The sequence below is a fragment of the Delftia sp. WSY_7 genome (genome assembly GCF_043104845.1).
GTDB lineage: Bacteria > Pseudomonadota > Gammaproteobacteria > Burkholderiales > Burkholderiaceae_C > Comamonas > Comamonas tsuruhatensis.
The window spans coordinates 48,946-60,864 of record NZ_JBICLB010000016.1 but is presented as its reverse complement, the minus strand read 5'-3'; the positions used below and the strand labels follow the sequence as shown (position 1 = coordinate 60,864).

Sequence of the window (11,919 nt, the reverse complement as noted above, 5' to 3'; positions counted from 1 at the left end):
CCAGACACCATGAACGTGATGAATGCCTCTTCCCCCGCGCCCACGGCGGTGCCCCGCACGGCGCCCAGCCTGGAAGCCGTGCGGCTGTGCAAGTCCTTCCTGTCGGGCATGGTCAGCGTGCAGGTGCTGCAGGGCCTGTCGGTATCGCTGTACGCGGGCGAACTGAGCCTGATCTCTGGCCCTTCGGGCTGCGGCAAGAGCACCCTGCTGTCGCTGATGTCGGGCCTGCAGGCGCCGGACAGCGGCTACGCCATGGCGCTGGGCGAGGACCTGGGCAAGCTGGGCACGCGGGCGCTGGAGAAGTTTCGCCTGCGCCACACGGGCTTCGTCTTCCAGGGCTTCAACCTGTTCCCGGCACTGACGGCCATCGAGCAGGTGCAGCTGCCCCTGGGCTACATGGGCCTGCGCAGCGACGAGGCCCTGCGCCGCGCGCAGCAGGCGCTGGACGAGGTCGGCCTGTCCCACCGCGCCCACATGCGCCCGGCCGAACTGTCGGGCGGCGAAAAGCAGCGCGTGGCCATTGCGCGCGCCATGGCCAAGGCGCCGCAGCTGCTGTTCGCCGACGAACCCACGAGCGCGCTGGATGCCGAAAGCGGCCAGCGCGTCATCGACATCCTGCACCGCGCGGCGCGCAACCATGGCACGACCGTGCTGTGCGTGAGCCATGACCCGCGCCTGGTGCGCCATGCCGACCGCGTGCTCGGCATGGAGGACGGCGCCATCCGCAGCGACTGGCGCCAGACTTCCCCGTTGAAGGAAAAACAATGAAGCACCCCCTGAGCGGCCTTGCCGCTTCCACTGCCGGACTGGCTGCGGCGCTGGCCGCCGCCGCGCTGCTGGCGGGCTGCGGTCCTTCGCACGATGCGCCCGCCAATGCGGGCCAGGCCAGCTCCAGGGCGCAGCAAAGCGGCCCGGCGGCAGTGGCCGTGGCGCGCGGCAAGATCGAGGTGGAAGGCGGGCTGCTGGACCTGTCGCCCGCCGTGGCCGGCGTGGTGCAGCAGCTGTCCGTCAAGGAAGGCCAGTCCGTGCAGCGCGGCCAGCTGCTGCTGAGGCTGGCCGACGAGACGGGCCAGGCCGACCTGGCCGTGGCCGAGTCCGAGGCCCAGCTGGCCAAGGCCCGCCAGAAGGCACGCGCCGCGCGCCTGCCCCAGCTCAAGCAGACCCTGGCGCGCTGGCAGGCAGCGGCCCGCGAGGGCGCGGCCGACGCGCAGAACGTGGACGAGGCCGCGCAGGCACTGCGCGATGCGCAGGCCGAGATCGACGTGGCCGCGGCCGAGGCCCAGGTGGCGCAGCGCAAGCTCGAACAATTGCGCGCCCAGCACAAGCGCCAGGAACTGCGCGCGCCCGAGGCCGGCACCGTGGTGCGCCTGGCCACCCACGCGGGCAGCCAGGCCGTGCCCGGCACGCCGGCCGTGGTGCTGCTGCCGCAGCGCCCGCTGCAGGTGCGCGCCGAAATCAACGAAAGCTTCGCCGCCGCCGTGCGCGAAGGCATGCGTGCCACGGTGACGCTGGATGCCGATGGCTCCGCACAGCAGCAGCTGCCCTCGGCACGCGTGCTGCGCATCAGCCCCGTCTATGGCACGGCGCGGCTGCAGGACGACCAGCAGCGCGGGCCGGTGCGTGTCATCGAATGTGTGCTGGTCTTCGAGCAAGCTCCCGCCGCCGCCGTGCGCGTGGGCCAAAACGTAAGGGTGCAGTTCCATGAATAAGCGCATTCCCCTGTATCTGGACACCGCCGCGCCCGGCTGGATGGTGCAAAGCGATTTCGACGGCACGATCAGCCTGCTGGACGTGACCGACACCCTGCTCAACCGCTTCGGCAAGCCCGGCTGGCAGGAGCTGGAAGACGCCTGGGAGCGCGGCGAGATCGGCTCGCGCGAATGCATGAAGGGCCAGGTCGCGCTGCTGGACATGGACGAGGCCGAGCTGCGCGCCCACCTGGACACCATCGAGATCGATCCCGGCTTCGCCGGCTTCGTGGCAGCCGCCCAGGCCCACGGCATGGTGGTGCAGGTGGTCAGCGACGGCATCGACTACGCCATACGCCATGTGCTGGAGCGCCATGGCCTGGGCCATCTGCAGGTCATCGCCAACCGCCTGGTGCAGACCGGCGAGCGCAGCTGGCGCCTGGACTCGCCCTGGGCCAGCGCGCAGTGCGCGCGCGCCAGCGGCAACTGCAAGTGCGAGCGCCTGGCCGAGCAGCAGGCCCTGCACGGCCGCGTGCTCTATGTGGGCGACAGCACCTCGGACTTCTGCGTCTCGGGCCGCGCCGACTTCGTGCTGGCCAAGTACAAGCTGATCGCCCACTGCGAAAGCCGGGGCATCGCCCATGCGCCCTTCGAGCATTTCGAGCAGGCCACGGCCTTGCTCGACAAGGTCGTCCTGGGCCTGGAGGCGCTGGCATGACATACCACCCCCTGAGTCGCTTCGCGCCTTCCCGTTGCACGGCGCCCCCCAAGGGGGACGATACCTTCGGTGCGGGGCGGCGCGGCCGGCCAAGGCCCTTCCTCGGTGTCTCTGGCTTCAGGGCACGCCATTTTCATGGTCAGAGGGCGACGCGCAGCGTCATGGAAAATTGACATGAATTTGAGTGATGGGCTCTCCTTGGTTCAGCGCAGCGAGCCTGCCACGGGGCTGGACAGCGTCTGCGTGACCGAGCATGAATTCGTCATGCCCGGCACGGGCGCGGCCGCGCGCACCGGCGTGCTGCTGGTGCACGGGCTCACGGGCACGCCGGCCGAGATGCGCCTGCTGGCCAAGGGGCTGAACAAGCAGGGCTTCACCGTCTATGCGGTCCAGCTGGCCGGCCATTGCGGCAGCATGGAAGATCTCGTGGACACGCGCTGGACCGACTGGCTGGCCAGCGTGGAAGGCGGCCTGCAGCGGCTGTCGCAGCATGTGGACCATGTGGTGGTCGGCGGCCTGTCCATGGGCGCCGTGCTCTCGCTGGCCGTGGCCCAGCGTCATCCCGACAAGGTGGACGGCGTCTGCGCCCTGTCCACCACCTTCCGCTACGACGGCTGGAGCATCCCCTTCTACACGCGCCTGGCCTTTTTGCTGCCGCTGTTCCGCGCGCTGGGCATTGGCCGCCGCAGCGTGTTCATGGAGCAGCCGCCCTACGGCATCAAGGACGAGGCCCTGCGCGCACGCGTGGTCGAGCAGATGCACTCGGGCGACAGCGCGGCGGCCGGCCTGCCGGGCAATCCCTGGTGGTCCATCATCGAGCTGCGCCGCCTCTCGGCCCACGTGCTGGCGCGCCTGCCCCAGCTGCGCTCGCCCTGCCTGGTCATCCATGCGCGCAACGACGACATCTCGTCGGTGGGCAACGCCCACGACATCGTGCACGGCGCCAGCCAGGCCCATGTCGAGCTGGTGCTGCTGGACAACAGCTACCACATGGTCACCATCGACCGCGACCGCCGCACCGTGATCGCGCGCACCACCGAGTTCGTGGCGCGCATCGCCAGCGGCGCCGCCCCCCGCGAAGGCCGGGCTGTGGAGGCTGCGCCGCATGGGCAGTGATCTCTCGCCGCTGGTCATCACGCTGTGGGTGCTGAACGTGCTGGTGGACAGCGGCGGCCAGCTGGCCTTCAAGGCCGCTGCCAGCCAGCCCGGTGATCTGGACGGACTGGCGCGCTGGCGCTTCATGGCCTCCAGGCCCTGGCTGTGGCTGGGCGTGGGCTGCTATGTGGCCGAGTTCGTGCTGTGGCTGGCCTTTCTCTCGCTGGTGCCGCTGTCCGAGGGCGTGCTGCTGGGCTCCATCAACATCGTGGCCATCATGATCGCGGGCCGGCTGCTGTTTGCCGAGAAGCTGGCACCCATGCGCGTGGCAGGCATCGTTCTGGTGTCCATAGGCGTCGCCATCGTGGGCCTGCATTGAGATGAAACAGCACCCCCTGAGTCGCTTCGCGCCTTCCCCCGTGTGCACGGCGCCCTCTCTCGCTTCGCGGGAGGGGGACGACACCCTCGGTGCGGGGCGGACCTTCCTCGGTGTCCCTGGCTTTGGGGCTCGCCAGTTTCATACGATGCGGGCGGCGCGCAGCCCCGTGAATAACTGAGATGAAACGTTTCTATTTCATTGGCTTTCTGGTGCTCATGGCCTTCGACACGCTGGCCCAGCTGAGCTTCAAGCAGGCCGGCAATGCGGCGCTGCCGCTGGAGTTCTCGGTGGACTGGCTGGCGCGCGTGTTCGGCCAGCCCTGGATCTATGGCGCCTTCGTGGGCTACATCGGCGCCTTTTTCTCGTGGATGACCTTGCTCAAGCGCGCGCCCATCGGCCCGGCCTTTGCGGCATCGCACCTGGAGATTCTTTCCGTGCTGGCGCTGTCGTACTGGCTGTTCGACGAGCGCATAGGCATGCCCCAGATCATCGGCTGCCTGTTCATCGTGGCCGGCATCGCCTGCCTGGCCGTCAGCGAGACGCAGGAGGCCGAGGGGCCCGGCGCAGACGATGACACGCCGGGCCATGCGGGCGGCAACCCGGGCGCGGGTTCGGCCAGCGCGGGTGCCGCGCATCTGGCGGCATCGGCCGAGCACGGCACGCACCGTGGCTGAACGCATGCTGCCGCCCACGGCAGGCCTGCCGCTGCGCGCGGCCGACCTGCTGCCCTGGGGCGACGCGGACCTGGCGACGGCGCTGGCGCAGTGGCTGGGCGTGCCCGTGCAGCTTGAATGCTCTGGCACCTCGGCGCTGATGGTGGCGCTGCAGACCCTGCGCCGCCTGGCGCCGGGCCGCAGCGAAGTCATCGCCCCCGCCTATACCTGCCCGCTGGTGGCCCTGGCCGTGGCGCACTGCGGCCTGCAGCTGCGCCTGTGCGACCTGCGCCCCGACACGCTGGACATGAGCCGCCACCATCTGCGAGCGCTGTGCAGCGAACGCACGCTGGCCGTGCTGCCCACGCATCTGTGCGGCCGCGTGGCCGACGTGGACACGGCCGTGGACTGCGCGCGCGCCGTGGGCGCCTGGGTGGTGGAGGACGCGGCCCAGGCCCTGGGCGCGCGCCTGCGCGGCGAGCCCGTGGGCTGGCAGGGCGATGTGGGCTTCTACAGCCTGGCCGTGGGCAAGGGCCTGACCACCTTCGAGGGCGGCGTGCTGCTGGCACGCGACCCCGCGCTGCGCGAGGCACTGCGCGAGACACATGCGGCCAGCGTGCGCCAGGACCGGGGCTGGGAGTTGCGCCGCAGCCTGGAGCTGCTGGGCTATGCGGCGCTGTACCGCCCCGCCGGGCTGGACCTGGCCTATGGCCGTCCCCTGCGCGATGCGCTGTCGCGCAGCGACTGGGTGCAGGCCGCCGGCGATGATTTCGACGACGGCATTCCCCGCCATGAACTGGGCGCCTGGCGCCGCCGCGTGGGCCGGCGCGCGCTGGCGCGGCTGGCGGACTTCCAGCAGCAACTGCAGCGCCAGGCCCGTGAGCGCGGCGCCTGGCTGTCGGCCATCGATGGGATCGAGGTGGTGGGCGACACCGTGCCGGGTGCGCAAGGCGTCTGGCCCGTGCTGCTGCTGCGCCTGCGCGATGCCGCCACGCGCGATGCGCTGCTGCGCGCGCAATGGGGGCGGGGCTGGGGTCTGTCGCTGCCCTTCGTCCATGTGCTGCCCGACTATGGCCGCTACGACCATGTGCTGGGCCTGGCGCGCCAGGACGTGGTGGACCAGGGGCGCGACTGGGCACGGCGCCTGGTGGCCGTGGGCAACAGCCTGTGGTTCGACGACGCGCGCTTTGGCGATCTGGTCCAGGTGCTGGAAAGCGCCACGAAGCAGGCCGCCGCCTGACCTCGCAGCCCCGGTCGCCGCAGCCCCGGTGGGGCCTCAGCCGGCCTGCTGCAGACGCTCCACCAGGCGCTCGTTGAACGCATGCTGGCCCAGTTGCCAGGTGGCCAGCGTCTGCGCGCCGATCTGCGTGTCCTGGCCGTCACCCGCGCTCATCCAGCGCTTCCACCAGGTCGCGTAGCGCCAGGAAGACACATCGCCCGTGATGTCGCTGCCCACGATCTGGCCGGACAGCGCGCCAATGATGTCCATGGCTTCGCTCTCCAGCATGCGGCCCTGGTCCCAGTTGGTGCGCACCACCTCGGGCGCGAACACGTCCTTGTCGATGCTCAGGTAGGTGGGCTGGGCCTGCTCGCGCAGCATGCGCGCCAGCGTGCGCGACAGCTCGGCCACGCTGGCAAAGCTGCGAAAGGCCGAGTCCACGCCCAGGCGGCGCGCCCAGCCCGTGTCCACGCCCGCGCTCCAGTAGCTCAGGCGGCCCGCGCGCAGCGGCGTGAGGTAGTTCTCCCAGGCGTGTGCGCGGCCGATGTCGGCGGAAGTGATGCCGGCCACGTGCACATGCGAGACGGCCGGATGCAGGGCCACGCGGCGCACCCAGGAGCCGCAGTGCACGCCCCAGGGAAAGCGCATGTTGTCGGGGTGGTTGTCCAGCACGACCACGCGCAGCGGCCGGCCTGAGGACAGGGCCCGCGCCGCGATGCAGCGCTCGATCAGCGGCCAGCTCAGGTGGTGGAAGTCGCCACTGCCCATGAGGGCCGTGCCATGCGCGGCGGGCAGCTGCGCATCGAGCGCCGCGCGGAACCGCGCGAAGCGCCGCAGGCCGCAGCCGAAGCGCACCTGCTCCTGCCAGTGCTGCAGCGGCAGGCGCAGCTCGCCGGGCAAGGACCCCACCGAGCCATCCACATCCAGCACGACCGGCTGGGCATTCAGTTCTGTTCGCTCCATTGGCGATCGCTTTCGAAGTGGCCGGCAAAGCGCCGGCCCAGTGCGCGCAGCAGCGGGTTGCGGATGAAGACCGCATGCTGCGTGAAGGTGAAGCTGGCGCCCAGCTGGGCCTTGACCTCGGGGTCGGTCCAGCCGGCCACGTAGTGGCTCAGGCCGCGTTCGATGGCGTATTCGAGGTTGACCATCCAGCTCACGAAGTAGAGGTTGGCCTCGCGTGCGGCCGGGTAGGACAGGCCGATGTACTTGTCGATCAGCTTGCCGCCGTGCTCGAAGCACAGGTTCCAGCCCAGCAGCGCGCCGGGCGTGCCGTCGTCCTGCAGCACGCGGTACTCGAACACGGTGCCGCCGTTGCCTGCATCGCGCAGCAGGGCCGCGAAGAAATCGCGCGTGAGCCTGTCGAAGTGGATCTCGCTTTGCGCATACACCGCATCGAACAGCGCGTAGTAGGCATCGACCCGGGCGTCATCGGCAAAGGCCGCGCCCGTGGGAATGCGCTGCACCTGCAGCTGCGCGCGGCTTTTGAGCTTGCGGCGCAGGTTCTGGCGGCGGCTCCTGGACAGGCGCGCAAGGTACTCGTCCAGGCTGGAGAAGTCGATGGGCACATGGGCCAGGGCCTGGCCTTCGACCAGGATGAAGCCCGCATCGGCCAGGGCCTGCGCCAGCGTCCGTGCATGGGCGTTGTCGGCATCCGGCAGCAGCGGGGAATCCTGGGGCAGGTCCTTGACGATGGTCAGCATGCGCCGGCCTGCGCGCGCACGCAGCGCGGCAGCCTGCTGGGCGGCAGGGGTGCCCATGGGCAGCACGGCGTACTCGCTGACCGTGGTGCCCACGAAGTCGGTGGACAGGCGCAGCCGGCGCGACAGCCAGTCGCCACCGGGCAACGACAAAAGACGCGCCTTGAGCGCGTCGTCCGCCGTGGTCAGAAGATCGAAGGGCGCCGTGAAGGCGGGCGCCGGCCAGTCCTGCAGCAGTGCGAAGCCCTCGGGAGGATGGGCCGCGAACTGCGCGAGCAGGCCTGGGGGTTCGAGCTGGTTGTGCAGGCGCTCTGCGGGCATCGCGCCTTCAGGCCGCCTTGGCTTTCGTGAGCAACTGGTCCAGCAGGACCATGGCCTCGTCGATCTCGGGGCGCGAGATCATCAGCGAGGGCGCGAAGGTGATCACGTTCTTGTAGTAGCCGCCCACGTCCAGCACCAGGCCGCGCTTGCTGCCCTTGTATTCCAGGCCGCCTTCGAGGCCGATGTCCACCATCTTGTCCAGCAGCGCCTTGTTGGGCGTGAAGCCGTCCTCGGTACAGATCTCGGCGCGCAGCGCCAGGCCCAGGCCGTCCACATCGCCGATTTCCTTGTGGCGCTTTTGCAGCTCCTTGAGGCCTTCGAGGAAGTAGGCGCCCGATTCGCGCACCTGGCGGCCGAAGTCCATCTCGTGGGTCATCTTCATGACTTCCAGGCCCAGGGCCGTGCCCAGCGGGTTGGAGGCGAAGGTGGAGTGGGTCGATCCCGGCGGGAAGATGGTGGGATTGATCAGTTCCTCGCGCGCCCACAGGCCCGACAGGGCGTTGAGGCCGTTGGTCAGCGCCTTGGCGAAGACCAGCACATCGGGCTTGACGCCGAAGTTCTCCACCGACCACAGCGTGCCGGTGCGCCAGAAACCCATCTGGATTTCATCGACCACCATCAGCACGCCGTGGTCGTCCAGCACCTTCTTGAGGCCCTTGAAGAAGTTGGGCGGCGGCACGACGTAGCCGCCCGTGCCCTGGATGGGCTCCACGTAGAAGGCTGCGTACTCGCACTGGTTGGTCTTGGGGTCCCAGATGGCGTGGTATTCGTTCTCGAACTTGCGCGCGAATTCCCGGACGATGGAGTCCGCATACTCCTCGGACGTCATGCCCTTGGGGCGGCGGAACGGGTAGGGGAAGGGGATGAACTGCGCGCGGTCGCCGAAGTGGCCGTAGCGGCGGCGGTAGCGGTAGCTGGAGGTGATGCTGGAGGCGCCCAGCGTGCGGCCGTGGTAGCCGCCCTCGAAGGCGAACATCAGGCTCTTGCCGCCGCTGGCATTGCGCACGACCTTGAGCGAGTCCTCGATGGCCTGGGCGCCGCCCACGTTGAAGTGCACGCGGCCGGCATGGCCCCACTTGCGCTCCGCATCCTGGGCGATGAACTTGGCCAGCTCGATCTTGGTGGGGTGCAGGTACTGGCTGGCGACCTGGGGCAGGGTCTGCAGCTGCTCGATCATCTTCTGCTCGAGGCGCTTGTTCTTGTAGCCGAAGTTCACGGCCGAATACCACATCTGCAGATCGAGGTAGGGCGTGCCGGCCTCGTCGTACATGTAGCTGCCTTCGCAGCCCGAAAAGATCTTGGGGGGATTGACGTAGTGGACGGTATCCCCGAACGAGCAGTACTTGGCTTCGTCGGCCAGGAGTTGGGCGTTATTGGTCACAGCAAAGGGCTCCAGATATTCAGCCGCCGCAGTGTGAGCGGGCAATCTTGCTGCGCTGTCGAGTCTTTGTGTGGGGTTTGTGGAGGAGGTCCGCGCGGGACCGTGATCTGTCCCTGTGACGTAAATGATACAAAACAAATGATAATCATTATCAATTGGTGGGAGAATCGCGGAAAGCCAGCAGGAAGAAATCACACCCGGGGGGAATCAATGGTCTCGTAAGAGCACTCCGCGAAGAGGTCGGCAGCTAGCCAGCAACCCTCGTTCCCCGATTCCTGCCATGGCTCCATCTTCACGCTCCTGCGCCCCTGTCTCCCTTTTCTGGAATCCCTGCGCTGCGCCGGCCTTGCGGCCCAGCCTGCTGGCCGTGGCCGTGCAGGCCGCCGTGATCGGCCTGGCCTCGCCCGGCGCCTGGGCCCAGCCCCGGCCTCAGGCCCTGGACGATGAGGCCCGGCTGATGGCGCAGGCACCCACCAAGGCACTGGCCCAGGTCGAGGTGGTCGACACGGCCGAGCCCGCGCAGCGAACCCCGGGCGCCTCCACCACCGTCAGCGGCCCGGCGCTGGAGCAGGCCGGCAGCATGGCCGACGTGGTGCGCTACCAGCCCCTGGTCTCCGCGCCGGGCACGGCCTCGGGCACCAGCCGCAACCGCAGCAGCTTCGACCGCTCGGGCACCACGGGCTACAACATCCGCGGCATCGAGGGCAACCGCATCGGCATGGATGTGGACGGCGTCGAGATGCCCGACGCCACCACGCGCCCCTATGTGAGCCGTGTCGGCGCCAACACCTTCGGCGTGGGCCGCGACTTCATCGATCCCGAGATGTTCTCGGGCGTGGACATCCTCTCCGGCACCACCACGGCGCGGCGCGCGGCCGGTGGCATCGGCGGCTCGGTGGGCTTTCGCACCAAGTCCGCCGAGGACTACCTGATGGGCGGCAAGACCTCCTACCTGGGCGGCAAGATCGGCCACGACACGGCCGACCGCTCCTGGAACGAGAGCTTCACGGCCGCTGGCCGCTCGGGCGACCTCGACGGCCTGATCGCCTACTCGCGCCGCGACGGCCACGAGACGCGCAACCACAGCGCCATCGTCAACAGCTATCCCGACGACTGGAACTCCAACGCGCTGCTGCTCAAGGGCGGCCTGCGCATCAACTCGGCCCACCGCCTGGTGCTGTCGGCCGACCTGTATCGCCGCAAGAACGACACCTCCTTCCACGGCTGGGACACCACCAACACCAGCATCACCGAAAGCTCGCGCCAGAACAGCGACACCAGCCGCAACACGCTGCAGCTGCAGCACCTGTGGACCCCGGCCGGCGCCTGGGTGGACCAGCTGGACACGCGGCTGTACTTCCAGAACACGGACACCAACGACGTCACCGACACCACCACGCTGGCCACGGGCGCCAAGGTGCACAACGTCTCGGGCAACGAGACGCGCACCTGGGGTTTCTCGAGCACGGGCGACAAGCGCATCGACCGCCACCGCCTGAGCTTTGGCGTCAATGCCTCGACCCAGGACACGGAGCGCCCCTGGGCCGTGTCCGGCAGCATGAAGCCCCAGCCCGACACCACCACCCGCCGCTACGGCGCCTTCCTGCAGGACGAGATCAGCTTCCAGGCCGGCGGCCGCCGCCTGGCGCTGATTCCCGCGCTGCGCGTGGACCGCGTGGAGATCAAGACGCGCGACCTGGACAACTTCGTCTCGGGCGTGCTCACGGCCGCCGATGTGGAAAAGATTTACGGCGGCACGCGCGGCAACACCATCCTCAGCCCCAGCCTGGCCCTGGTCTATGACCTCACGCCCACGTTCAGCGCCTATGCCCAGTTCAAGCGCAGCGGGCGAGCGCCCTCGGCCGGCGAGATCTTCGGCTCGTGGAACATGGCCAGCAACTACAACGCGGCAGGCCAGTACGCCCTGGTGGGCAACCCCAACCTGAAGGAGGAAAGCAGCAATGCCTTCGACTTCGGCCTCAAGGGTTCGCCCACGCCGGGCGTGACCTTCAACAGCTCGGTCTTCTATACCAGGTACTCCGACTTCATCGCCTACACGCGCTACCTGCGCGCGGGCCGTCCCGACCTGTTCGTCAACGTGCCCGCCCACATCGGCACCATCTACCAGGCCGAGAACCGCGACAGCGCAAAGATCTACGGCTTCGAGGCCAGCGCGCGCCTGGACCACGGCCAGTGGATGCCCGCCGCCAGGGGCTTGTACTCCACCTGGGCGCTGGGCATCAGCCGCGGCACCTCCAAGTCCTACTACGCAGGCGACAAGGATGTGCCGCTGGACAGCGTGCTGCCGCGCAAGGCCATCGTCGGCGTGGGCTATGACGCACCAGCCCGGCAATGGGGCCTGAACCTGACCGGCACCTTCGTCGCGGGCAAGCAGGCCGTGGCCACCAACCGCGACAGCTACCTGAACGCGGGCACCGGCCTGACCGACTCGACTACCGAGCTGTTCCGCGTGCCCGGCCATGCCATCTTCGACCTGGCCGGCTACTGGCAGGTCGCAAAGAACGTGCGCCTGAACGCCGGCATCTACAACCTGGGCGACAAGCGCTACTGGGACTATTCCAGCACCCGCAGCCTGCAGCCCGGCGTGGCGCGCGACCGCCGCGACATCGAGCTGCTGAGCAACCCGGGCCGCACCTTCGCCGTGTCCATGAACGTTGCGTTCTGAGCACCCTGCGCACCATGCCATTGCATCCACGCCACCTTCACTTGCCGCGTGGCGCGGATCCGAGGAGTTTCTCCAGGGGCCG

The 11,919-nt window shown here is 69.1% G+C and carries 11 protein-coding genes; 8 read left to right on the top strand and 3 right to left on the bottom strand.

What is annotated here, in order from left to right; translation table 11 throughout:
* Positions 1-9 precede the first annotated feature (9 nt).
* The 7 genes from ACF8ME_RS07935 (at position 10) to ACF8ME_RS07905 (ending at position 5,773) form a co-directional block, all read left to right on the top strand.
* A complete protein-coding gene (locus ACF8ME_RS07935; protein WP_016447362.1) occupies positions 10-768 on the top strand; it encodes an ABC transporter ATP-binding protein in 759 nt (252 codons plus the stop codon).
* Positions 765-1,709 (top strand): HlyD family secretion protein, encoded by a 945-nt coding sequence (locus ACF8ME_RS07930; protein ID WP_061287508.1) that lies wholly within the window; start codon positions 765-767, stop codon positions 1,707-1,709. The genes ACF8ME_RS07935 and ACF8ME_RS07930 overlap by 4 nt, the downstream gene beginning before the upstream one ends.
* On the top strand, positions 1,702-2,406 hold the full coding sequence (locus ACF8ME_RS07925; RefSeq protein WP_013800030.1) for an MtnX-like HAD-IB family phosphatase: 705 nt from the start codon (positions 1,702-1,704) through the stop codon (positions 2,404-2,406). The genes ACF8ME_RS07930 and ACF8ME_RS07925 overlap by 8 nt, the downstream gene beginning before the upstream one ends.
* Positions 2,407-2,580: 174 nt before the next feature.
* Complete coding sequence (locus tag ACF8ME_RS07920) at positions 2,581-3,522, top strand: carboxylesterase (protein ID WP_277849194.1); 942 nt, start codon at positions 2,581-2,583, stop codon at positions 3,520-3,522.
* Positions 3,512-3,880 (top strand): EamA family transporter, encoded by a 369-nt coding sequence (locus ACF8ME_RS07915; protein ID WP_012202070.1) that lies wholly within the window; start codon positions 3,512-3,514, stop codon positions 3,878-3,880. Before ACF8ME_RS07920 ends, ACF8ME_RS07915 begins: the two co-directional genes overlap by 11 nt.
* A 179-nt stretch (positions 3,881-4,059) precedes the next feature.
* Positions 4,060-4,554, top strand: coding sequence for a multidrug efflux SMR transporter (locus ACF8ME_RS07910; protein WP_016452234.1), 495 nt, complete (start codon positions 4,060-4,062; stop codon positions 4,552-4,554).
* Entirely contained in the window at positions 4,547-5,773 is a 1,227-nt protein-coding gene (locus ACF8ME_RS07905) for a DegT/DnrJ/EryC1/StrS family aminotransferase (RefSeq protein ID WP_392415964.1), read from the top strand. The genes ACF8ME_RS07910 and ACF8ME_RS07905 overlap by 8 nt, the downstream gene beginning before the upstream one ends.
* Positions 5,774-5,809: 36 nt before the next feature.
* Here ACF8ME_RS07905 and ACF8ME_RS07900 read toward each other — a convergent pair whose 3' ends face one another.
* From ACF8ME_RS07900 to ACF8ME_RS07890, 3 genes are read right to left on the bottom strand one after another with little or no spacing between them, the layout of a single operon-like run.
* The gene (locus tag ACF8ME_RS07900; RefSeq protein WP_047217582.1) at positions 5,810-6,715 is read right to left on the bottom strand and encodes an arginase family protein; all 906 of its coding nucleotides are present in this window, start codon (positions 6,713-6,715) and stop codon (positions 5,810-5,812) included.
* Positions 6,697-7,770: a GNAT family N-acetyltransferase gene (locus tag ACF8ME_RS07895; protein ID WP_392415962.1), complete on the bottom strand. Its 1,074-nt coding sequence runs from the start codon at positions 7,768-7,770 to the stop codon at positions 6,697-6,699. The genes ACF8ME_RS07900 and ACF8ME_RS07895 overlap by 19 nt, the downstream gene beginning before the upstream one ends.
* Before the next feature lie 7 nt (positions 7,771-7,777).
* Positions 7,778-9,151 (bottom strand): aspartate aminotransferase family protein, encoded by a 1,374-nt coding sequence (locus tag ACF8ME_RS07890; protein ID WP_016452231.1) that lies wholly within the window; start codon positions 9,149-9,151, stop codon positions 7,778-7,780.
* A gap of 280 nt (positions 9,152-9,431) precedes the next feature.
* Between ACF8ME_RS07890 and ACF8ME_RS07885 the strand changes: the two genes are divergently transcribed.
* Entirely contained in the window at positions 9,432-11,837 is a 2,406-nt protein-coding gene (locus ACF8ME_RS07885; RefSeq protein WP_392415960.1) for a TonB-dependent hemoglobin/transferrin/lactoferrin family receptor, read from the top strand.
* Positions 11,838-11,919: the final 82 nt, after the last annotated feature.

What these genes read in the sequence shown, in the direction of transcription:
- ACF8ME_RS07935 (WP_016447362.1), top strand. Translation starts at nt 10, where the DNA reads ATGAACGTGATGAATGCCTCTTCCCCCGCGCCCACGGCGGTGCCCCGC.
- ACF8ME_RS07930 (WP_061287508.1), top strand. Translation starts at nt 765, where the DNA reads ATGAAGCACCCCCTGAGCGGCCTTGCCGCTTCCACTGCCGGACTGGCT.
- ACF8ME_RS07925 (WP_013800030.1), top strand. Translation starts at nt 1,702, where the DNA reads ATGAATAAGCGCATTCCCCTGTATCTGGACACCGCCGCGCCCGGCTGG.
- ACF8ME_RS07920 (WP_277849194.1), top strand. Translation starts at nt 2,581, where the DNA reads ATGAATTTGAGTGATGGGCTCTCCTTGGTTCAGCGCAGCGAGCCTGCC.
- ACF8ME_RS07915 (WP_012202070.1), top strand. Translation starts at nt 3,512, where the DNA reads ATGGGCAGTGATCTCTCGCCGCTGGTCATCACGCTGTGGGTGCTGAAC.
- ACF8ME_RS07910 (WP_016452234.1), top strand. Translation starts at nt 4,060, where the DNA reads ATGAAACGTTTCTATTTCATTGGCTTTCTGGTGCTCATGGCCTTCGAC.
- ACF8ME_RS07900 (WP_047217582.1), bottom strand. Translation starts at nt 6,715, where the DNA reads ATGGAGCGAACAGAACTGAATGCCCAGCCGGTCGTGCTGGATGTGGAT.
- ACF8ME_RS07895 (WP_392415962.1), bottom strand. Translation starts at nt 7,770, where the DNA reads ATGCCCGCAGAGCGCCTGCACAACCAGCTCGAACCCCCAGGCCTGCTC.
- ACF8ME_RS07885 (WP_392415960.1), top strand. Translation starts at nt 9,432, where the DNA reads ATGGCTCCATCTTCACGCTCCTGCGCCCCTGTCTCCCTTTTCTGGAAT.